The sequence below is a fragment of the Allomesorhizobium camelthorni genome (genome assembly GCF_011045125.1).
Classification (GTDB): domain Bacteria; phylum Pseudomonadota; class Alphaproteobacteria; order Rhizobiales; family Rhizobiaceae; genus Allomesorhizobium; species Allomesorhizobium camelthorni.
This window is the reverse complement of record NZ_JAAKZF010000001.1, coordinates 85,924-106,864: the sequence shown is the minus strand read 5'-3', so window position 1 is coordinate 106,864 and position 20,941 is coordinate 85,924. Positions and strand designations below refer to the sequence as shown.

At 65.6% G+C, this 20,941-nt stretch carries 20 protein-coding genes, 1 tRNA gene and 2 pseudogenes; 12 read left to right on the top strand and 11 right to left on the bottom strand.

Annotated elements, in window-relative coordinates; genetic code table 11:
- Positions 1 to 7 precede the first annotated feature (7 nt).
- Positions 8 to 1,315, top strand: a complete 1,308-nt coding sequence (gene tilS / locus G6N73_RS00560; protein WP_165021684.1) for a tRNA lysidine(34) synthetase TilS — start codon at positions 8 to 10, stop codon at positions 1,313 to 1,315.
- A 105-nt stretch (positions 1,316 to 1,420) separates the two neighbouring features.
- Positions 1,421 to 3,367 (top strand): ATP-dependent zinc metalloprotease FtsH, encoded by a 1,947-nt coding sequence (gene ftsH, locus G6N73_RS00555; protein WP_165021682.1) that lies wholly within the window; start codon positions 1,421 to 1,423, stop codon positions 3,365 to 3,367.
- A 119-nt stretch (positions 3,368 to 3,486) separates the two neighbouring features.
- On the opposite strand, the gene G6N73_RS00550 is transcribed toward ftsH, so the two are convergent.
- The 7 genes and pseudogenes from G6N73_RS00550 to tsaD all read right to left on the bottom strand — a co-directional run bounded on the left by G6N73_RS00550 (position 3,487) and on the right by tsaD (position 8,225).
- Positions 3,487 to 4,098, bottom strand: coding sequence for a LysE family translocator (locus G6N73_RS00550; RefSeq protein WP_165021680.1), 612 nt, complete (start codon positions 4,096 to 4,098; stop codon positions 3,487 to 3,489).
- A 153-nt stretch (positions 4,099 to 4,251) separates the two neighbouring features.
- Positions 4,252 to 4,665: pseudogene (locus tag G6N73_RS00545) on the bottom strand (DUF1761 domain-containing protein).
- A gap of 47 nt (positions 4,666 to 4,712) precedes the next feature.
- The gene (locus G6N73_RS00540) at positions 4,713 to 5,411 is read right to left on the bottom strand and encodes a class I SAM-dependent methyltransferase (RefSeq protein WP_425484024.1); all 699 of its coding nucleotides are present in this window, start codon (positions 5,409 to 5,411) and stop codon (positions 4,713 to 4,715) included.
- Positions 5,366 to 5,791 (bottom strand): EVE domain-containing protein, encoded by a 426-nt coding sequence (locus G6N73_RS00535; RefSeq protein WP_165021676.1) that lies wholly within the window; start codon positions 5,789 to 5,791, stop codon positions 5,366 to 5,368. The genes G6N73_RS00540 and G6N73_RS00535 overlap by 46 nt, the downstream gene beginning before the upstream one ends.
- Positions 5,792 to 5,824: 33 nt before the next feature.
- Entirely contained in the window at positions 5,825 to 6,121 is a 297-nt protein-coding gene (locus G6N73_RS00530; protein ID WP_165021674.1) for a YciI-like protein, read from the bottom strand.
- 17 nt (positions 6,122 to 6,138) lie between these two features.
- The gene (locus G6N73_RS00525) at positions 6,139 to 7,122 is read right to left on the bottom strand and encodes an NAD(P)H-dependent glycerol-3-phosphate dehydrogenase (RefSeq protein WP_165021672.1); all 984 of its coding nucleotides are present in this window, start codon (positions 7,120 to 7,122) and stop codon (positions 6,139 to 6,141) included.
- Complete coding sequence (gene tsaD / locus G6N73_RS00520) at positions 7,119 to 8,225, bottom strand: tRNA (adenosine(37)-N6)-threonylcarbamoyltransferase complex transferase subunit TsaD (RefSeq protein WP_165021670.1); 1,107 nt, start codon at positions 8,223 to 8,225, stop codon at positions 7,119 to 7,121. The genes G6N73_RS00525 and tsaD overlap by 4 nt, the downstream gene beginning before the upstream one ends.
- An 83-nt stretch (positions 8,226 to 8,308) precedes the next feature.
- Here tsaD and hemC point away from each other — a divergent pair, with 83 nt between their 5' ends.
- The 6 genes from hemC (at position 8,309) to G6N73_RS00490 (ending at position 14,411) form a co-directional block, all read left to right on the top strand.
- A complete protein-coding gene (hemC, locus tag G6N73_RS00515; protein ID WP_165021668.1) occupies positions 8,309 to 9,238 on the top strand; it encodes a hydroxymethylbilane synthase in 930 nt (309 codons plus the stop codon).
- Positions 9,239 to 9,955, top strand: a complete 717-nt coding sequence (locus G6N73_RS00510) for a uroporphyrinogen-III synthase (RefSeq protein WP_165021666.1) — start codon at positions 9,239 to 9,241, stop codon at positions 9,953 to 9,955. It abuts the gene before it with no gap.
- A 112-nt stretch (positions 9,956 to 10,067) separates the two neighbouring features.
- The gene (locus G6N73_RS00505; protein WP_165021664.1) at positions 10,068 to 11,504 is read left to right on the top strand and encodes a COG4223 family protein; all 1,437 of its coding nucleotides are present in this window, start codon (positions 10,068 to 10,070) and stop codon (positions 11,502 to 11,504) included.
- A 13-nt stretch (positions 11,505 to 11,517) separates the two neighbouring features.
- On the top strand, positions 11,518 to 13,176 hold the full coding sequence (locus tag G6N73_RS00500) for a heme biosynthesis protein HemY (protein WP_165021662.1): 1,659 nt from the start codon (positions 11,518 to 11,520) through the stop codon (positions 13,174 to 13,176).
- Positions 13,177 to 13,200: 24 nt separating this feature from the next.
- Positions 13,201 to 13,686: a tellurite resistance TerB family protein gene (locus G6N73_RS00495; RefSeq protein ID WP_165021660.1), complete on the top strand. Its 486-nt coding sequence runs from the start codon at positions 13,201 to 13,203 to the stop codon at positions 13,684 to 13,686.
- A 5-nt stretch (positions 13,687 to 13,691) separates the two neighbouring features.
- Complete coding sequence (locus tag G6N73_RS00490; protein WP_165021658.1) at positions 13,692 to 14,411, top strand: glutamine amidotransferase; 720 nt, start codon at positions 13,692 to 13,694, stop codon at positions 14,409 to 14,411.
- Positions 14,412 to 14,430: 19 nt separating this feature from the next.
- Here the strand turns inward: G6N73_RS00490 and G6N73_RS00485 are convergent.
- Positions 14,431 to 14,664 (bottom strand): annotated as a pseudogene (locus G6N73_RS00485) (MFS transporter); the annotation flags it as partial.
- 284 nt (positions 14,665 to 14,948) lie between these two features.
- On the opposite strand from G6N73_RS00485, the gene G6N73_RS00480 reads away from it, so the two are divergent.
- Positions 14,949 to 15,164: a flagellar FlbD family protein gene (locus tag G6N73_RS00480; protein ID WP_165021656.1), complete on the top strand. Its 216-nt coding sequence runs from the start codon at positions 14,949 to 14,951 to the stop codon at positions 15,162 to 15,164.
- Positions 15,165 to 15,220: 56 nt separating this feature from the next.
- Here the strand turns inward: G6N73_RS00480 and G6N73_RS00475 are convergent.
- Positions 15,221 to 15,296: transfer RNA gene (locus tag G6N73_RS00475), tRNA-Ala, on the bottom strand.
- A 140-nt stretch (positions 15,297 to 15,436) separates the two neighbouring features.
- On the opposite strand from G6N73_RS00475, the gene G6N73_RS00470 reads away from it, so the two are divergent.
- Both G6N73_RS00470 and G6N73_RS00465 read left to right on the top strand, forming a co-directional pair.
- Positions 15,437 to 15,727 (top strand): YggT family protein, encoded by a 291-nt coding sequence (locus tag G6N73_RS00470; protein ID WP_165021654.1) that lies wholly within the window; start codon positions 15,437 to 15,439, stop codon positions 15,725 to 15,727.
- 9 nt (positions 15,728 to 15,736) lie between these two features.
- Positions 15,737 to 16,057 (top strand): DUF167 family protein, encoded by a 321-nt coding sequence (locus G6N73_RS00465; RefSeq protein ID WP_165021653.1) that lies wholly within the window; start codon positions 15,737 to 15,739, stop codon positions 16,055 to 16,057.
- 36 nt (positions 16,058 to 16,093) lie between these two features.
- On the opposite strand, the gene G6N73_RS00460 is transcribed toward G6N73_RS00465, so the two are convergent.
- Positions 16,094 to 17,746, bottom strand: a complete 1,653-nt coding sequence (locus G6N73_RS00460; RefSeq protein WP_165021651.1) for an FAD-binding dehydrogenase — start codon at positions 17,744 to 17,746, stop codon at positions 16,094 to 16,096.
- A gap of 142 nt (positions 17,747 to 17,888) precedes the next feature.
- Between G6N73_RS00460 and purH the strand changes: the two genes are divergently transcribed.
- Complete coding sequence (gene purH / locus G6N73_RS00455) at positions 17,889 to 19,505, top strand: bifunctional phosphoribosylaminoimidazolecarboxamide formyltransferase/IMP cyclohydrolase (protein WP_165021649.1); 1,617 nt, start codon at positions 17,889 to 17,891, stop codon at positions 19,503 to 19,505.
- Positions 19,506 to 19,537: 32 nt separating this feature from the next.
- On the opposite strand, the gene G6N73_RS00450 is transcribed toward purH, so the two are convergent.
- Positions 19,538 to 20,941: an MFS transporter gene (locus tag G6N73_RS00450; protein WP_165021647.1), complete on the bottom strand. Its 1,404-nt coding sequence runs from the start codon at positions 20,939 to 20,941 to the stop codon at positions 19,538 to 19,540.

Below are 20,941 nucleotides of genomic sequence, written 5' to 3'. Positions count from 1 at the left end.
CTCCAGGGTGGACAGCGATCTTTTCCAGCCATTTTCGAATTTCGACTTCGCCGCGCGCGACGCGGTTATCGCCGCCGTGTCAGGCGGCAGCGATTCCACCGCCCTGCTCCTGCTGCTGAAGGCCTATCTCGACGAGAAAGCGCCAGCGGTGCGGCTGGCGGCGGTGACGGTCGACCACGGCCTGAGGCCGGATTCGGCGGCGGAGGCGCAAGCCGTCGGACATTTTGCGCAAAGCCACGGCATTGCCCACCGCATTTTCGCCTGGGAGGGACCGAAGCCTGCGACCGGCCTGCCGGCGGCCGCGCGCGAGGCGCGCTACGCATTGCTGGCTGAAGCCGCAGCCGAAGAAGGCACGGACCTGATCGTCACCGGCCACACCGCAGACGACCAGGCGGAAACCGTTGCGATGCGCCAGGCCCGCAGCGACGGCCGCGGCCTTGCCGGCATGGCGCCTGCGACCCTGTTCGACGGAAAGGCCTGGATCGTCAGGCCGCTGCTCGAAACCCGCCGCGAGACGCTGCGCGATTATCTGCGCGCCAATAGTGTTGGGTGGCTGGAAGATCCGACCAACGTCAATCAGACGTTCGAGCGTCCGCGCGCACGCGCTCGTTTGCGCGACGAAGCCGATGTTTCGAAATTGCTGGCCGCTGCCCGCGACGCCGCGCTGCTGCGCGAATATCTCGGGCGCGAGGCGGCCGGCCTCATTTGGGCGCATGCGCGTCACGTCGCGCCCGGCCTGTTCAGGCTTGATCCGGCCTTCGCCGCGGCCGAGCCTCGCGACGGCGCGGTCTATGCGCTGCGCATCCTGCTGGCCGCGATCGGCGGCACGCCGCATCTGCCTGACGAGGCGCGCGGGGCCCGGCTTTTCGACCGGCTCTCGGTAAAGCCGTTTTGCGCCACATTGTCGCGGACGCTGGTCGATGCGCGACGGGGCGGCGTCTTCCTGCTGCGTGAAACACGGGGTTTGCCCGAACCGGAGCCGGTTCGCGACGGTATGATCTGGGACGGCCGCTACCGGATTTCAGGCGAGGCCGAAGGTGTTCTTGTCGGCCCGCATGACCCAGCAATCGAGCCTGACGCCGAAACGCTCCCCGCGGATATTCCGCCAAGCCTTGTTCGCGCAGCACTTTCCGCCGAGCCGATGTTTTGGGGCGGGAGCGAACCCGCTGTGCCCGTTGCAATTCCGCTCGTCGCGCCCTGGGTGCGATTCCTGCCTTCCTTCGATCTGGAGCCGGCGCGGGCCGTGGCCGAACTGCTGGGCGCCGCGCCGCCGCCGGCCTCGCCATACGCAAAACACAATGTGACCGGAGCTTAACCGAGACGAGCGGTTCCGCTTGGCAATGCACCGTGCCCTCCCTATGTTAGGGGTACACACTCACACAGGACTTGCGCCCGTTTTCGGTCGCAAACGGGACAATCGATGAATCCGAATTATCGCAACCTCGCGCTCTGGGCGATCATCGCCGTTCTCCTGATCGCACTGTTCAATCTGTTCCAGACGCCACAGACGCGTGGCGCGACCAGCGAGATCGCCTATTCGGAGTTCCTGAGCGACCTCTCTTCCGGCCGCGTCAAGACGGTGACCATTGCCGGCGAGCGTATCAGCGGCACCTATATCGACAACAATGCCGGCTTCCAGACCTATTCGCCGGGCGATCCTTCGCTGGTTTCCAAGCTCGAGCAGAAGGGCGTGACGATCAATGCCCGGCCCGAGAATGACGGCTCGGGCTCGATCTTCAGCGCACTGATCGGCTGGCTGCCCATGCTGCTCATCCTCGGCGTGTGGATTTTCTTCATGCGCCAGATGCAGTCCGGCTCCGGACGCGCGATGGGCTTCGGCAAGTCGAAGGCCAAGCTTCTGACCGAGGCGCATGGCCGCGTCACGTTCGGCGACGTCGCCGGCGTCGACGAGGCCAAGGAAGACCTGGTCGAAATCGTCGATTATCTGCGCGACCCGCAGAAATTCCAGCGCCTCGGCGGCAAGATCCCGCGCGGCGTGCTGCTCGTCGGCCCTCCCGGCACCGGCAAGACGTTGCTTGCGCGCTCGGTCGCGGGTGAAGCCAATGTGCCGTTCTTCACCATTTCCGGTTCGGACTTCGTCGAGATGTTCGTCGGCGTCGGCGCGAGCCGCGTCCGCGACATGTTCGACCAGGCCAAGAAGAACGCGCCCTGCATCATCTTCATCGACGAAATCGACGCGGTCGGCCGCCATCGCGGCGCCGGCCTCGGCGGCGGCAATGACGAGCGCGAGCAGACGCTGAACCAGTTGCTGGTCGAGATGGACGGCTTCGAATCCAACGAGTCGATCATCCTGATCGCCGCCACCAACCGTCCCGACGTGCTCGACCCGGCGCTGCTCCGGCCAGGCCGCTTCGACCGCCAGGTCGTGGTGCCGAACCCCGACATCATCGGCCGCGAGAAGATCCTCAAGGTCCATATCCGCAACGTGCCGCTGGCTCCCAATGTCGACCTCAAGGTCATCGCGCGCGGCACGCCGGGCTTCTCCGGCGCCGACCTGATGAACCTGGTCAACGAAGCCGCCCTGATGGCGGCGCGGCGCAACAAGCGCCTCGTCACCATGGCCGAGTTCGAGGACGCCAAGGACAAGATCATGATGGGCGCGGAGCGCCGCTCCTCGGCCATGACCCAGGCCGAGAAGGAGCTGACCGCCTATCATGAGGCCGGCCACGCCATCCTGGCGCTTAACGTGCCCTCGGCCGACCCGCTGCACAAGGCGACCATCATCCCGCGCGGCCGTGCGCTCGGCATGGTCATGCAGCTGCCCGAAGGCGACCGCTACTCGATGAGCTACAAATACATGATCTCCAGGCTGGCGATCATGATGGGCGGCCGCGTCGCCGAGGAGTTCAAGTTCGGCAAGGAGAACATTACCTCCGGCGCCTCCTCCGACATCGAGCAGGCGACGAAGCTGGCGCGCGCCATGGTCACGCGCTGGGGCTTCTCCGACAAGCTCGGCCATGTCGCCTATGGCGAGAACCAGGAGGAAGTGTTCCTCGGCCATTCGGTTGCGCGCACGCAGAACGTCTCGGAAGAAACCGCGCAGATCATCGACGCCGAAGTGCGCCGGCTGATCGACGAGGCCTATTCGACCGCCAAGGCCGTGCTGACCAAGAAGAAGAAGGACTGGATAGCGCTCGCGCAGGGCCTGCTCGAATACGAGACGCTGTCGGGCGAGGAGATCAAGCAGCTCCTGGCCGGGCACAAGCCTTCGCGCGACATGGGCGACGACACGCCGACCTCTCGCGGTTCGGCCGTGCCGAAGGCCGGCGCGACCGGCGGCGGCCGCCGCAAGAAGAGCGGCGGCGAGGAGCCCGAAGGCGGCATGGAGCCCCAACCGCAGGGTTGAGGCTTCTGAAGCTTGACAATAAAAACGCCGCTTTGCTGCGGCGTTTTTATTTTGCGCAGTGACGGGATGCCGGCTGGCGAGCGGTCCGCGACGCGTACGAAAAGACCGCTTTGCGGCCCTCAGCGCGCCGCGATAGCCGCGGCGGCGCCCGCCATTGTCGTCGCGCTGATCCGGTTGGCGATCTTCATGGCGCGCCGGCTCTTCAACAGCTTGCGCGCCTGCGCAGCGGCGATCACCCAGCCGACGTCGATGGCGATCAGCACGACAGCCATGGTCAGCGTCAGTTCCAGCCAGCCGACCAGCGTTACCGAGGCGAGGTCGATGATTGTCGGCAGCAGCGCCAGGTAGAACATCATGATCTTGGGGTTGCCGAGCGTCACGGCCATGCCGGCCAGGAACAGCTTTGCCGGCGAATCCTCGCGCGGCATCGAGCCGTCGCGGACATCGACCGGCGCCGTCCACATCTTCCAGGCGAGATAGACGAGATAGGCGACGCCGAGATATTTCACGATCACGAAGGCCAGATGGAAGGTCTGCGCCACGAAGGCGAGGCCGAACACCGCCAGCGACAGCCAGATCGCCTCGCCGATCCACATCGCGGCCAGGAACGGCAGCACATCGCGAAATCCCTTGGAAATCACCCGCGCGACCAGCGCGGCTATGCTCGGCCCCGGCGATCCGGCGGCGACGAACAGCGCGCCTGCGAAGATCAGCAATGATGTCGGTTCCATGGCAATCCCCTCCCAGGCGGCGGTCGACGCGGCAGCATATTGCAACCGCAAAGCCGCGCAAGCCCGCGGCCACAACTCGCATGGGATTTGGTCCGCATCTTGGCATGATCCTGAGAAGCGCAGCTTTTCGGGGTCATGCGGCTGGACAGCAAATCAGACGCCGAACCAGCCGATCACGCCGCCCATGATCAGGGCGACGCCAAGCCAATGGCCGGCGTCAATGACGGTCAGGTCCCAGCCGTAACCCTCGTAACGCTGATTGACGGCGGTCGAGGTCGCGAGAAAGCCGAGCCAGAGGAAGAAACCGGACACAACGCCGTTCCACAAGGTGACCTGACCCGTACCGAGATGGCCGATGACGCCGGCCATTATTCAGGCCATCACCAGTTCGCAGACGAAGCTCGTAGCCAGCAGCGGCGCCAGCGGCGGCGCCGATTTCGAAGAGGGATCGAGGCGCGCCGCCCTGATCCAGGGCTTCGACAGTGCGCCGTACCATGCCGCCCCAAAGGCAAATGCTGCGATGGCGGCAACGACGATTGCAAGATAGTTCATGCCGGCGAAATTCATGGCGACTCCCCTGTTCGCCCGGATTCAACGCCCGTGCAGAGCACCCGTCAAGCGAAGCGCCAGACCGTGGTCTTCTTCACGTCCGCATCCTCCAGCTCCCGCGTGACCGGAACGTGATAGACTGCGAGCGCCTGCATCCTGTCCTTCGGCAAATACGAGCGGCCGGGATCGCCGACCAGGATATCGGCGCCGCGTTCGTGCAGGCTGGAGAACCAGGGAACAAGCCGTTCGGCGAACGGCCGATCGTAGAACACGTCGCCGGCCAGGACGATATCCCAGCCGCCGTCAGTGCCGATGACATCCGAGCCGGTAAACTCAATGGAGACGCCATTGGCGCATGCGTTGAGGCCGACCGCTGCCTCGCAGAACGGGTCGATGTCGGCCGCGACGATGTCGCGCGCACCAGTCATATGCGCGGCGATCGCCACCAGACCCGAGCCGGAGGCGAAGTCCAGCACGCGTCTGCCGCGCACAATTTCGGGATGGTCGAGGATGTACCGGGCCAGCCCCTGCCCGCCCGCCCAGGCAAAAGCCCAGAAGGGCGGCGGCAGGCCGATAGCCGCCAGCTCGTCCTCGGTCTTCAGCCAGAGGTCGTGAGCCTCGTCGGCGAGGTGCAGCCGGATTTCGGGAACATGCGGCGGCGCCTTAAGCGAAGTGTTGGCGAGAATGAAGCTCTCGGCTTCCGCCGGCGCCAGGCTGTTCACGGCGCCGGAACAAGGCCGCCCATCCGGCAGACTTCCTTCCACTCATCCGGCCTGACCGGCTGGACCGACAGGCGGGAATTCACCACCAGCACCATCTTGGACAGTTTTTCGTTGGCCTTGATCTCATCGAGCGTCGGCGGGTTCGGAACATCCCTCACCGCCCGCACGTCGACGCATTCCCAGCGAGGATCATCGGTAGTGCTGTCGTGATGCGCCAGCCCGCAGACCTCGACGATGCCGACCACATCCAACCCTTCGTTGGAGTGGTAGAAGAAGCCGAGGTCGCCGATCTGCATGGCGCGCATATTGTTGCGGGCCTGGTAGTTGCGCACGCCGTCCCACTGCGTGCCGGCCTTGCCCTTGGCCTTCAGCATCTCGAAGGAAAAGGTCGAAGGTTCCGATTTGAAAAGCCAGTAATTCATGTCCGCGATCCCTCTTCTCGCATCATTTGCGTACTACGCATTTGCCGGATTGTTGAAGACCCAGTTCCAGGGCTGGATGTCGACCGTCGCAAACAGCCCGGCCCTGGCGTATGGGTCGGCAGCGGAAACGGCGCGCGCCGCATCCTTGTCCGCCGCCTCGACCACCACCAGGCTGCCGCAGGGCTTGCCGTCGTCATCCAGGAACGGCCCGGCGAATTTCAGCGTGCCTTCGGCGTTGAGCCCGTTCAGGAAGGCGACATGGTCCGGGCGATTGTCGAGCCTGACCTGCAGATGGCCGGGCTTGTCACGGCAGATGAAAGCAAACAGCATTGTTTCTCCTCGAGTTCCTATTCGGCCTCGGTTCGCAACGGCCGCGACATCAGCGCCGCGACTGCTTCCCTGATTGTGATGGCGCGCTCCAATATCTGGGCTGTCGCGCCGATGATCGGCGCGTCGATGCCGCGCTCGCGGGCGATGCGGGCGGCAATCGCGGCCGTGGGTACACCCTCGGCGAGCGGCCGGCCGGCAAGATCCTCGCCGCGGCCCAGCGCCAGCCCATAGGCAAAATTGCGCGACTGCGCCGAAGAGCAGGTCAAGAGCAGGTCGCCGAGACCGGAGAGTCCCATCAGCGTTTCGGGGCGTGCCCCGAAGGCTGCGCCGACGCGGCGCAACTCGACAAAGCCGCGCGTCACCATCGCCGCCTGCGCGCTGGCGCCGAGGCCGGCGCCGGTGATCGCGCCGGCGGCAATCGCGAAGACGTTCTTCAGCGCGCCGCCGATTTCGACGCCGATCAGATCGTCGGTCGAATAGCAGCGCAGATTGGCTGCCGAGAAGCGCAGCGCGAGCGTCGCCGCCAGCGCCTCTTCGCGGGCCGCCACAACTACGGCCGTTGGCAGCCCCTTTGCGACGTCCGAGGCGAAGCTCGGCCCGGAAAGCGCCGCCACCGGATTGTTCGGCAGGATTTCGCCGGCGATGGCGGACAGCAGCGTGCCGGTTTCGCGCTCGATGCCCTTGGCGCAGAGGACGAGGGGGATGTTTGCGGGCATACGGCCTTGGGCGAGGCTCAACACCTCGCGCAGGGACTGCGCCGGCGTGACGGCCAGCACGCAGTCGGCGCGATCCAAGGCCGCGTCCATGTCCGTTGTCGCTTCGATGCCTTTGCCGAACTCGATGCCGGGCAGATAGAGCGGGTTTTCGCCTGCCGAAATCGCGGCCGCGTCTTCGGCGTCGCGGGCCCACAGCCGGGCCTTGTGCCCGGCGCGCAGCATTGAAAGCGCAAGGGCGGTGCCCCAGGCCCCGCCGCCGAGCACGGTGACCGAACAGAAGCTCATGCCTTGGCTCCCCGCCTGCCGGATCCGACGACAGGGGCCGAAATGCTGTCGAGCGGCCAGCGCGAGCGCGGCACGAAATCCATGGCTTGCGGATCGGTCATGCCTGCCCGCATGCGCTCTATGCCGGCCCAGGCGATCATGGCCGCGTTATCGGTGCACAGTATGTGCGGCGGTGCGACGAAGAGGAAGCCATATTCGCCGCAGAGCGCTTCCAGCGTCGCCTTGATCTGGCGATTGGCCGCAACGCCGCCCGCCACGACCAGCGCCGGGGCGGCGATGTCGGGAAATTCGCCGCGGAAGCGGGACAGCGCGCGCGAAACGCGGTCGCCGAGCGCGTCGGAAACCGCAAGCTGGAACGAGGCGCAGATGTCGGCGACATCCTTGTCGGACAGCGGCGAGATTTCGGTCGCTGCCTGGCGCACCGCCGTTTTCAGTCCCGAGAAGGAAAAGTCGGGACGCTGTTCACCTTTCATGGGGCGTGGAAAGGCGAAGCGGGACGGATCGCCGCGCGACGCGGCGATCTCGACATTCGGGCCGCCGGGATAGGGCAGGCCGAGCATCTTCGCGGTCTTGTCGAACGCCTCGCCCAGCGCATCGTCGATGGTCGTCGCCCAGCGCTGGTAGTCGCCGACGCCGCGGACCAGCACGATCTGGGTGTGGCCGCCGGAGACTAGCAGCAGCAGATAGGGGAAGGCGAGGCCGTCGGTCAGCCGGGCGGTCAGCGCATGGCCTTCGAGATGGTTGATCGCGATCAGCGGTTTGCCTGCCGACATGGCCATCGCCTTGGCCGTCATCAGGCCGACGATCAGCCCGCCGACGAGGCCCGGGCCGGCTGTGGCCGCGATGGCGTCTATCCCGGAGAGATCGGTCCCAGAATCGGCCAGCGCCGCCTCGATGATGCCGTCCAGCGCCTCGACGTGGGCGCGCGCCGCAATTTCGGGCACCACGCCGCCGAAGGCCGCGTGTTCCTCGATCTGGCTGAGCACGATGTTGGACAGAATCTCTGGCACGCCGCCAGCCTTCAGCGCAACGACGCTGGCCGCGGTTTCGTCGCAGCTCGTCTCGATGCCCAATACCCGGAATGATTTGTCGCGCTGTACCATTGTTGCCGGAGCGCCCTTTCCCCGATAGGAGATCATTGGGCAGATAACCCTGTTCGCGGGGTGGGTATCACGGACCGCGCGCCATGCAAACAACAGCCTTCAAAATCGGGACACGCGGCAGCCCGCTTGCGCTCGCGCAGGCGCTGGAAACGCGCGACCGGCTGAGGGCGGCGCATGGCCTGCCCGAGGACGCGTTCGCCATCGAGGTGATCTCGACCAGCGGGGACCGCATCCAGGACCGGCCGCTGTCGGAGGTCGGCGGCAAGGGGCTTTTCACCAAGGAAATCGAGGAGGCGCTGCTTTCCGGCCGAATCGACATCGCCGTCCATTCTTCGAAGGACATGGCGACGGTATTGCCGGACGGGCTGGAGCTTTCGGCCTTCCTGCCGCGCGAAGATCCGCGCGACGCCTTCATAGGCAAGACCGCGCCGTCCATAACCGAACTGCCGCATGGCGCGACCGTGGGCTCGTCGTCGCTGCGCCGGCAGGCGTTGATCCTGCGCATGCGGCCCGACCTGAAGGTAGTGATGTTCCGCGGCAATGTGCAGACGCGCCTGCGCAAGCTCGAAGAGGGGGTCGCCGACGGAACCATCCTGGCCAATGCCGGCCTGCGTCGGCTCGGGCTTGAGCATGTCGCAACCCATCTTATGCCGCTCGCCACTTTTCCGCCGGCGCCCGGGCAAGGCGCCATCTGCATTGAAAGCCGCATCGCCGACGGACGCGCGGCTTCGCTCATCGCTGCGATCAATCACCAGCCAACCGCACAGGCGCTGGCTTGCGAGCGGGCATTCCTGGCGGTCCTCGACGGCTCGTGCCGCACGCCGATAGCCGGCCACGCGGTGGTGGAAGGCGACAACATCTCCTTCACCGGCCTGATCCTGACGCCGGACGGGCGCGAAGCGCACGAGGTTTCCGGCTCCGGCCGCGCCGAGGACGCCGCCGCAATCGGCCGCGCCGCCGGGCAGGAGGTCAGGGCAAAGGCCGGAACGCGGTTTTTCGAAGGCTGGGCCTGAATGAGCCGCCGCGTTCTGGTGACACGGCCGGAACCCGGCGCGTCGCAAACTGCAAAACGGCTGCAAGCTGCCGGATTTTCGCCGCTGGTGCTGCCGCTGTCGCAAACTCGCGCCCTGCCGGTCGATTCGATTCCCCAGACGTTCGACGCCGTCGCGGTGACGAGCGCCAACGCCATCCGCCACGCATCGCGCGCGCTTCTCGACCGGCTTGCCGGCAGCCGCTGCTATGCGGTGGGGCAAAAGACCGCGGCGGCGGCGCGCCAGGCCGGGCTCGCCGACATCGTGACCGGGCCCGGCGGAGCCGAAGCCCTGGCGGACGCCATTGTTTCAGCCGAGAAACCCGGAGCCACGATCCTTTATCTCTGCGGACGCGTCCGCCTGTCGGCATTCGAGGAAAGGCTCGGCACCGCCGGCATCGATGTGCGCCCGATGGAAGCCTACGACACGGTCGGGATAGACCACGAAAGCGGCTTTATTCGCCGCCTGCTTCACGAACGGACGGTCGATGCAGTGCTCCTGTATTCCGCCAGAGCCGCAGAGGCCTTTGTAAGTGTTGCGAGCCGCCCCGAACTCGCTTCCCTGTTCAAGGCGGCCGGCCTTTACTGCCTTTCGCCACGCGTCGCCTCGACGCTTGCCGTACTTCAAGGCGCGCAAATCCATGTTGCGGCGGAACCGAATGAGGAGGCGCTGCTTCTGCTTCTCGAAAAGACCCGCTGACCCCCGCCATCACGCCGCCCCTTTTCAGCCGATGCTGGTGTGATAGTTAGTTGTCCGATACACCGTGCCCGCATTCCCGGGATCGAAATTACAAGAATTGCGGAGGGCCGCCATGGTCAAGACGCCGAAGACGCGGCATTCCAAGCCGCAGCGCGAGCCGGTGACGATAGAGCTGGAACCGGACGCGGTTTCGCGCGTCGAAGAGACCGGCGAAGGCATTGACGGCGGCCAGCCGGCGGAGCCGCAGCCGGCGGCTGAATTCGTCGAGGCCGAGAAGGATGGTGTGAGCGAGCCCGCCGCTGAGCCGGCTGAAACGGCCAGAGAACCCGGTGAAGCCGCCGCCGAGCCTGCGATTGCTACCGATCCTGATTCGGATGCGCCGCACCGGCCCTATGGCTACGGCTTCGAGGCCGAGGAAGCGCCGCGGCGCGAACGGGCGGAAGCGCTGGATACCGGCGCGACTGCGGCGCCTGAGCAGCCAACTGTCGGATCGTCTCCGAAACGAAATGGATTGACGCCTGTGGCTGCCGGACTGATCGGCGCGGTTCTGGCGCTGATCGGCGCGGGCGGGCTGCAATATGCCGGCGTACTTGGCAGCCCAGGAGCGGCAGGCGGCGCTCCTGCGCTTGATGGCATCCAGTCGGAAATCGCGTCGCTGCAACAGGAGATCGCGGCACTGAAGGAGGCCGCAGCAGCCGCTCCGGATACCGACATTGCCGGACAGGTCGACGGCCTCTCGACTTCGCTGGATCAGGTCAAGGCGGATGTTGCGGCCCTGCAGCAGGCCGTCAGTTCCGGCGGTGGCGGCGACAATGCCGGGCTGCAGGCGCTGGACAGCCGGGTCAAGGAGATCGAAACGGCGATCGCCGGCCTAGGCCAGACCGGGGCGCCGGCCGCCGAGATCGCAGCCATCGGCGACCGCATCGCCGGCCTCGAAGCGCTGGTCAAATCGGCGGGAGAGAAAGCAACGGCCGATGAAGGGCGGATTGCCGCGCTGGAAGAGAACCTGGCGGCGCTTTCGGGGAAGATCGACGCCCAGGCGGCACAGCCCAAGATCGCCATGGCGATCGCAACTTCGGCGCTGAAGGCCGCGGTGGATCGCGGCGCGCCTTTCCTGGCCGAGCTGGAGACCTTTGCGGCCATCGCGCCTAATGCGCCGGAAATTCCGGAGCTGCGCGTCCATGCCGAAAGGGGTGTTGCCTCGCGGGAAGAAATTCTTGCCGAGACCGATGAAGCGGCCAAAGCGATGATCGCCGCCGAACGCACCGTCGATACCAATGCCGGCTTCTTCGAGCGGCTGCTCCACAGCGCCGAATCGCTGGTCACGGTTCGCCCCATTGGAGCGGTCGAGGGCGAGGGTGTGCCGGAAACCGTCGCCCGCATGGAGGTGGCGCTGAATGCCGGCGACTATGCCGCGGCCATCGCCGAATATGAGAAGCTGCCCGAAAACGTTCAGGCGGCGGCGGGCGTGTTCATCGAGAAGGTCCGCAACCGCCTCGCCGTCGAGCGACTGCTGGATCAGGCAGTCGCCGGCGCGATGAAGGCGTGAGTAGGACCTCCAGATGATACGCATCCTTTTCTTCCTCCTCATCGTTTTCGCGCTCGGCCTCGGCTTTGCCTGGCTTGCCGACCGGCCCGGCGATATGGTGGTTACCTTCAGCGGCTATCAATACCAGGTAAGCCTGATGGTGGCGGCGGTTGCCGTCACTGCCGTCGTTGCAGCCGTGATGATCGTCTGGTGGCTCACCAAAGCGATCTGGAACAGCCCCTACACGGTGGCGCGCTATTTCCGTGTGCGCCGTCGCGACCGCGGCTACCAGGCGCTGTCGACCGGCATGATCGCGGCCGGTGCCGGCGACGCCGGACTGGCGCGCAAGATGAACAAGCAGGCGGCGAAGCTGATTCGCTCCGACCAGGAGCCGCTCATCCAGTTGCTCGACGCCCAGTCCTCGCTGCTCGAAGGCGACCATGATGGCGCGCGACAGAAATTCGAGGCGATGCTCGACGATCCCGAAATGCGGCTGCTCGGCCTGCGCGGGCTCTATCTCGAAGCCGAACGGCTCGGCGAAAAATCCGCGGCGCGGCACTATGCCGGGCGCGCTGCCGACCTGGCGCCGCAGCTTGGATGGGCAGCCGAATCGACAATGGAGGAGAAGGTCGAGCGAGGCGATTGGGATGGCGCGCTCAAGCTGGTCGACGCCCAGAAATCCAGCCGCCAGATCGAGCGCGACGCCGCCAATCGCCGCCGTTCGGTACTGCTGACGGCCAAGGCCATGGCGCTTCTCGATACCGATCTGCCGGCCGCCCGCAGCGCCGCCGTCGAAGCCAATCGGCTGCGTCCCGAATTCGCGCCTGCCGCGGTGATAGCCGCCAAGACGCTGTTCAGGCAGAACGACATCCGCAAGGGCGCCAAGATCCTGGAGGCTGCCTGGAAGGCCGAGCCGCATCCTGAAATCGCCGACCTCTATGTGCATGCCCGTCCGGGCGACGCCACCCATGACCGGCTGACGCGGGCGCGCAAGCTCCAATCTCTGAAGCAGAACCACCCCGAATCCTCGCTGGCCGTTGCACGCGCCGCCCTCGATGCCGGCGAATACCGGGTTGCGCGGGAAGAGGCGGAGGCCGCGATCCGCATGCAGCCGCGCGAGGGCGCCTACCTGCTTTTGGTTGATATCGAGGAGTCGGAGACCGGCGACCAGGGCAAGGTGCGGCAGCTCCTGTCGAAGGCCGTGCGCGCGCCGCGCGACCCGGCCTGGGTTGCCGATGGCTATGTTTCCGAGCGCTGGGCGCCTGCCTCGCCCGTGACCGGCAGGCTCGATGCCTTCGAGTGGCGCGCACCGATGGAGCGGCTCGGCCAGCTGATAGAGCAGGGCGAGGAGCACCCGTCGCTGCAGGTGGAGAAACCAGCGCTTGTCGCGCCGGTCGAAAGCCCGGCGCAAAAGCCCGCTCATGTCGAGGAGGTGGCTCCTGTAGTGGAGCCGGCTGCGCCGATCGAACCGGCTGCAGCCGAAGAAGCGAAAGCGCCGGCGCCCATAGCAGCTCCGCCGCCTGCGCCGGCGGCGGATGTTTCCCGCGAGCACAAGCGCCCGGCGCTTGCCGCGGTTGCCGACGCTGACGCTTCAGATGAGATGCCGCCGCCGGCGCCCCCTCGGCCGGACGACCCGGGCGTCGATCCTGATGAAGCCGCCGAAACCGAACGGCGCAGGTTTCGGCTGTTTTGAATTCCGACTTGCTGAGGCAGACCCATGTTTGAACGCCTGGTTTCCTTCCTGAAGGGGCTACCGCCCGGAGCGCCGGGATCGCGGCTCGAGCGCGAGGACGACCCGCGCGTGGCGGCAGCGGCGCTGATGTTCCATGTGATGAACGCTGATGGCGTGCGCCACGATGTCGAGTGGGAGCGGCTCAAGGAAGTGCTCTCGCAGAGCTACGGCGTGAGCGGCGACGAGCTCGAGACCCTGATCGCGGCTGGCGAGAAAGCCGACAATGAAGCGATCGACCTCTATGCCTTCACCAGCGTCTTGAAGCGGCATCTCGACGAGGAAGCCCGCATCGAGTTCATCCGGGCGATGTGGGAGGTCGTCTATGCCGACGGCGTGCTGCACGAACTCGAAGACAACACATTGTGGCGCGTCGCCGAACTGATCGGCGTCGACCGGCGCGAAAGGGTGCTGGCGCGCCAGGAGGCCGCGCGTAACGCGCCCGGCGCGATCGGCGAATCGGCGGACGAGTAGCATTCATGCCGCGAGTGGCGACGCGGGCCGTCAGGCCGAAAATTCTGATCATACTGCACCAGGAAACGTCGAGCCCCGGCCGCGTCGGTCATCTGCTTCTGGAAAACGGCTTCGATCTCGACATCAGGCGGCCGCCGCTCGGCGACGAATTGCCCGAGACGCTCGACCATCACGCTGGCGCTGTCGTGTTCGGCGGACCGATGAGCGCCAACGACCACGACGACTTCGTCAAGCGCGAGACCGAATGGCTCGCCGTCCCGTTGAAGGAGAATCGCCCGTTCCTCGGCATCTGCCTTGGCGCGCAGATGCTGGTCAATCATCTCGGCGGCAAGGTCGAGGGCCATGGCGAAGGGCTGGTCGAGATCGGCTGGTATCCGCTTGAGCCGACTGAGGAAGGCAGGCAGCTAATGCACTGGCCCGAAATGGTCTACCAGTTCCATCGCGAAGGCTTTTCGCTGCCGTCGGGCGCGAAGCTGCTGGCGACGGCAGAGACCTATCCGAACCAGGCCTTCCGCTATGGCGACAATGCCTGGGCCATCCAGTTCCACGCCGAACTGACGCGGGTGATGATGCACCGCTGGGTGGTGCGCGGGGCGCATCGCTTCGTACTGCCCGGTGCCCAGCCGGGCCGCGACCATCTCGGCGGCAGGCTGATCTGGGACATGCATCTGAAGCGCTGGCTCACAGAATTCCTGGAGGTGATCTTCGGCAAACCCGAGCGCTGAGCCGTTTCCGGCTGCGGCGTCAATCCCGTCCGTCGAGATGGCGCACTTTGCGCAGCTCCGGAAACAGGAAAGCCCACAGGCCCGCCACTGCGACCGCGCCGATCCCGCCGGACACCACCGCCGACGCCGTGCCGATCAACTCCGCCATCGTGCCGGCGCGGAATTCGCCGAGCTCGTTGGATGCGCCGACGAATACCATGTTGACGGCATTGACGCGGCCGCGCACCTCGTCGGGCGTCCAGAGCTGGGCAAGGTGACGTTCAAGGAGAAGATAAAGCAGACTGCATGGAGATCGGATCGGCCCGTGCCCGAGGCGCCGTGCACCGAACTCGACGCGGCCATTCGCGCCCATCCCAGTTATAAGCACGCAGGCGGCACAGCGATAAACGATGGCGTCGGCCGCGAGTGGGAGCTAAAATAAGATTCAATGCTCCCGGGCGCCGCTGAATCACATCGAAGGCCGCCCGTGTGAATAATTTCACATACTCGTTGTAGGCGCCGTTGCACAAATGGCAATCGGGTCAAAGGGGGTAAACCATGTGGATTCGGCTGACGCGCGCTGACGGGAATCCTATCACGGTCAACACCGACTATCTGGTTTCGATCCAGGATCATGGAGACCGCACCCTGATCGTACATACCTGCGGCGAGTTGCTCGTCCTGGAAAGTCAGTTGGCGCTTTTCGAGGCCCTGCGACTCCAACCGATCGATCGCGACGGCCCCAAGCGTGATCGCCGGGCGGAACTCCATTGAATCGCAGGGCGATCCGCGTCGCGCAGTGCTTGAAACCATGGGAAAATTCGATCCGCTGGTGGAGCTGAGGAGGATCGAACTCCTGACCTCGTCATTGCGAACGACGCGCTCTCCCAGCTGAGCTACAGCCCCGTCCAGCGGATGGGGCGTATTTATGTGCGGCGCCCCCACACTGTCAAGCAAAGAGCGGCCGTCATTCGACGCTCCGGCAACCAGCACTTGCCGCGTCGCCGGCCAGTGGCTACATGTCGCCAATTCAATGGGAGAACGGCATGATCGCCCTTATTCAGACTGTGGTTCTGGCGCTGGACATTTACTGGTGGCTCCTCATCGCTTCGGCGATTTTCTCATGGCTCTACGCTTTCAACGTCGTCAATTCCCGCAACCAGTTCGTCGGCACGATCGGCAATTTCCTGTTCCGCATCACAGAACCGGTGCTGGCGCCGGTCCGCCGCTTTCTGCCCGATCTCGGCGGCATCGACATTTCACCGATCGTCGTACTCTTGATCATCTTCTTCATCCGCCAGTTCCTGCTGACCACGGTCGCGCCGCTCGTCATCTGAGTTTGCCCTGTGGCCCGCTTCTGGCGTGTGCGCGACGACGGGATCGACATCTACGTCCGGCTGACGCCGCGTGCTTCGAAAGACGTCATCGAAGGCGTCGAGGAAAAGATCGACGGACGCCCGCATCTCAATGCGCGTGTCCGCGCCGTCCCTGAGAAGGGCGCGGCCAATGCGGCGCTGGAGAAGCTGGTGGCTTCGTTCATGGGCGTTCCGGCGAGCAGCGTATCGGTTGTTTCGGGCGCGACTTCGCGCCTGAAGACCGTGCGAATCGCCGGCGAAGCAAGGGAACTCGCTGCGCGGCTGGAGAAGCTCGTGGAGCAGGCCCGCTAAGCCGGGGGCAAGTGGACGGCTCCAATCCGTCACCGGCTAAGCTGCCGCATGCCTGCCCGCCGAGCGTCCGGAAAAGATGCAGCCGCCGAGGAACGTGCCTTCGAGCGCGTTGTAGCCGTGGTAGCCGCCGCCGCCGAAGCCGGCCACTTCGCCCGCTGCATAGAGGCCGCGGATTGGCTCGCCTGCCGCATCCAGCACCTGCGAATCCAGATTGGTGTGCAGCCCGCCCAGCGTCTTGCGGGTCAGGATGTGCAGGCGAACCGCGATCAGCGGGCCGTTCTCGGGGTCGAGGATGCGGTGCGGCTTTGCCGTGCGGATCAGCTTGTCGCCGAGATAGTTGCGCGCACCGTGAATGGCGGTGACCTGCGCGTCCTTGGAGAACGGATTTTCCACTTCACGATCGCGCGCCTCGATCTGCTGCAGAAGCCGGTCGTGGTCGATCAGGTTCTCACCAGTGAGTGTATTCATGCCGGCGACGAGTTCGCGAAGATTGCCTTTGACGACGAAATCCTCGCCCTTTTCCTTGAACGCCTCGACCGGCGGAGGAGCGCCCGTCCCGCGCCGGCTCTTCAGCACCGCACGCCACGACTTGGAGGTGAAATCCGGGTTCTGCTCCGAGCCGGAAAGCGCGAATTCCTTCTTTATGATCTTCTGCGTCAGCACGAACCAGGAGTAGTCGTAGCCGGTCGACAAGATGTGTTTCAGCGTCGACAGCGTGTCGAAGCCGGGCATGCACGGCGCGGGCAGCCGGTTGCCGGTCGCATCGAACCACAGCGGCGATGGTCCGGGCAGGATGCGGATGCCGTGATTGGGCCAGATCGGCGCAAAATTCCTGACGCCTTCGGTGTAGTGCCACATGCGGTCGGAATTGATCACCGCGCCGCCGGCTGCCTGCGTGATCGCCACCATGCGGCCGTCGACATGGTGCGGCACGCCGGCGACCATGCTTTTTGGCGGCGGCCCCAGCCGATTAGTCGGCCAGTTCTTTCTGACCAGGTCGAAATCGCCGCCTATGCCGCCGGAGGTCACGATGACCGCGCCGGCATAAAACTCGAAATCGCCGATCGCCTCGCGCCCGGATTGCTGGCCGCGCTCGACGGTCGATGGCTCGAGCACCTCGCCCGATACGCCTGTGACCCTGCCGTTGGTCTTGATCAGTTGGCTCGCCCGGTGGCGGAATTTCAGTTTGATCGTGCCCTTCGAAACGTGCTCGCGCACGCGCCGGACGAACGGCTCGAGCACGCCCGGTCCCGTGCCCCAGGTGATGTGGAAGCGCGGCACCGAATTGCCGTGGCCATGCGCATGGCCGCCGCCGCGCTCGGCCCAGCCGACCACCGGAAACCAGCGCATGCCCTGCTGATGCAGCCAGGGCCGCATCTCTCCGGCGGCGAAATCGATATAGGCTTCCGCCACCTTCCGCGGCCAAAAATCCTCGGCTCGGTCGAATTGCGCCGAGCCGAGCCAATCCTGCATCGCGAGATCCCGGCCGTCCCTTATGCGCAGCCGCCGCTGTTCCGGGCTGTCGACGAAGAACAGCCCGCCAAGCGACCAGAACGCCTGGCCGCCGAGCGAGTTCTCTCCCTCTTGTTCGAGGATAACGACACGCTTGCCGGCATCGGCCAGTTCTGCGGCGGCGACCAGCCCCGCGAGACCTCCGCCCACGATGATCGCGTCGGCATGTTCGGCCATGGTGCCCCCGTTCTCCCGATTTGGTTGCAGTGTTGGCCGAGGGCAGGTTGGCGATCAAGGAAAATGTCGGTCTTCTTGTCCCGGCAGGCTTGTGGTGCTACGGCCCCCGCCACAGCGCTTTCGATCCGAAAGGACTTCCGCCATGGCCGTCGCCTCGAAGAAAATTCCCGCTCCCGATCTCGTGCCGGTCCGGCGCGCGCTGCTCTCGGTTTCGGACAAGACCGGGCTGGTCGATTTCGCCGCCGCCCTGGCGCATTCCGGCGTCGAGCTGGTCTCCACTGGCGGCACCGCCAAGGCGATCGCCGCCGCCGGCATTGCGGTGCGCGACGTTTCCGATCTCACCGGCTTCCCGGAAATCATGGACGGGCGCGTGAAAACGCTGCATCCGGCCGTGCACGGCGCGCTGCTCGGCATTCGCGACGACCCCGAGCATCAGGACGCAATGCGCGAACACGGCATCGAGCCTATCGATCTTGTCGTCGTCAACCTCTACCCGTTCGAGGATGTCCGCCGTTCCGGCGCGGACTATGCCTCGATTGTCGAGAACATCGACATTGGCGGCCCGGCAATGGTGCGCGCCTCGGCCAAGAACCACGCCTATGTCGCCATTGTCACCGATCCGGAGGACTACGCGCCGCTGCTCAACGCGCTGGAAATGAACATCGGCAGCCTGTCACTGGAATTCCGCCAGAAGCTCGCGGCCAAGGCCTTTGCCCGCACGGCAGCCTACGACGCGGCGATCTCCGCCTGGTTCGCAGAGACGCTGGAGATCGAAAACCCGGCCTGGCGCGCCTTCGGCGGCAGGCTCGAAAGCGTCATGCGTTATGGCGAGAACCCGCACCAGCAGGCCGGCTTCTATTTGACCGGCGACCGCCGGCCGGGTGTCGCCACTGCGCGCCAGCTCCAGGGCAAGCAGCTCTCCTACAACAACATCAACGACACCGACGCCGCCTTCGAACTGGTGGGCGAGTTCGACCCCTCGCGCTCGGCCGCTGTCGCCATCATCAAGCACGCCAATCCCTGCGGCGTTGCGGAAGGAAAGTCGCTGAAGGAAGCTTATATGAAGGCGCTGGCCTGCGATCCCGTCTCGGCTTTCGGCGGCATCGTCGCCATGAACCGGACGCTCGACGCCGAGGCCGCCGAGGAGATCGTCAAGACCTTCACCGAGGTGATCATCGCGCCGGACGCCAGCCATGACGCGCAGGCGATCGTCGCGGCGAAGAAGAATTTGCGGCTGCTGGTGGCCGGCGACCTGCCCGATCCGCATTCGCCCGGCCTTTCAGTCAAGTCCGTCGCCGGTGGCATGCTCGTCCAGGGCAGGGACAATGCGGTGGTCGCAGCGCGCGACCTGAAAGTCGTCACCAAACGCACGCCGACGCCGCAGGAAATCGCCGATCTGCAATTCGCCTTCCGTGTCGCCAAGCACGTCAAGTCGAACGCCATCGTCTACGCCAAAGACGGCGCTACAGTCGGCATCGGCGCCGGTCAGATGAGCCGGGTGGATTCTTCACGCATCGCGGCGCGCAAGGCGCTCGACGCCGCCGAAGCGGCGGATCTCACCGAGCCGCTGACCAAAGGCTCCGTCGTCGCTTCCGACGCGTTCTTCCCCTTCTCCGATGGGCTCTTGTCGGCAATCGAGGCGGGCGCCACCGCAGTCATCCAGCCGGGCGGCTCGATGCGCGACGACGAGGTTATCGCCGCCGCCGACGAGCACGGCATCGCCATGGTGTTCACCGGGGTCCGGCATTTCAGGCATTGAAGTTGCGCCTACCCTCCCATGTGGGAAGGTGCTCAACGCTGTGCCCGCGCCACCTCATACTGCCTGCTCTTCACCCATGGCAGCAGGACCAGTCCGACCATGAAAAGCGCGATGATCGGCGTGACGCCGAGGCGCTGCGCGTCCTGGTTCGAGAGGCCGAGCGCTTCCGATGCGAAGAAGGCGGTCGCGAATGCTATCGCCAACGGGCCGATGAAGCTCGTCGCGCGGCCGGACAAGGCATAGAGGCCGAACGCCTCGGTGACCTTGTCCCTGTCGACCTGGTCGACCAGCAAGGTTCGCGACGCGGCCTGGATCGAGCCGCCGGCAGCCCCGATGAAGCCGCCGGCGACATAAAACATGATGTCGGGCACGTTGGTCTGGCTGCCCTCGGCGGCGATTGTCATGAACAGCACGTCTGTGCGTGTAGTCGAGATCACCAGGATGCAGCAGATCGTCAGGATCACGATCGAACCGCTGACGACCACTTTCGGTCCGAACGCCTGGTCGGCGCGGCCGCCGAGCCAAGCGCCGATCGCGCCGGTCAGGTTGGCGAGGATGCCGAATATGCCGATCTGCACGATAGACCAGCCGAGCACGCCCGCCGCATAGATGCCGCCAAACGAATAGAGCGCGTTGAGAGCGTCGCGGTAGAACATCGACGACATCAGGAAGCTGAAATAGCTGCGCTCCGAAGGCAGGCGGCGCAGCGTCTTGCCGAGTTCCGCAAGCCCGCGCGCGACCGCGCCGTCTGCCGCCGGCTTGCGCTTGACGTCCGGCGTCCACAAGAACATCGGCATGACGAAGATGACATACCAGATTGCGGTCAGCGGGCCCGACGCGCGGTCGCCCTCGCGGGTTGCGGCGTCCAGCCCGAACAGTGGCTCCAGCCCGATCAGCGTCTTGCCGGTGGAGGGCTGTCCGGCAAGGAAGCCGAGCACGATCACCAGCGAAACCAGCCCGCCGAGATAGCCAAGCGCCCAGGCCGACCCCGACAGACGGCCGAGTTCGGCGCGCGGCACCAGATCGGCCATCATGCCGTTGTTGAACACCGCCGCGAATTCCATCCCGACAAGGGCCAGCACGATGGCGACCATGATGAAGGCGACGCTCTCCATGCCCGGCACCGCGTACCACAGCAGCCAGCAGCCAATGACGCCGATGACGGAGAAGCCGAACACCCATGGCTTGCGCGGCCCGGACGCGTCGGCGATGGCGCCGAGCACCGGCGACGAGAACGCGATCAGCATCCCGCCGATGCCGGCGGCATAGCCCCAGAGTTCCTGGCCGCGCGCCGCGTTGGAGGCGACCGCCGAAGCGAAATAGGGCGCGAACACGAAGGTTATGATCAGCGTATGGAAAGGCTGCTGCGCCCAGTCGAACAGCATCCAACCCCATATGCCACGCCGCGTCGCGGCGTCCCGCTTTACCTCGACCAT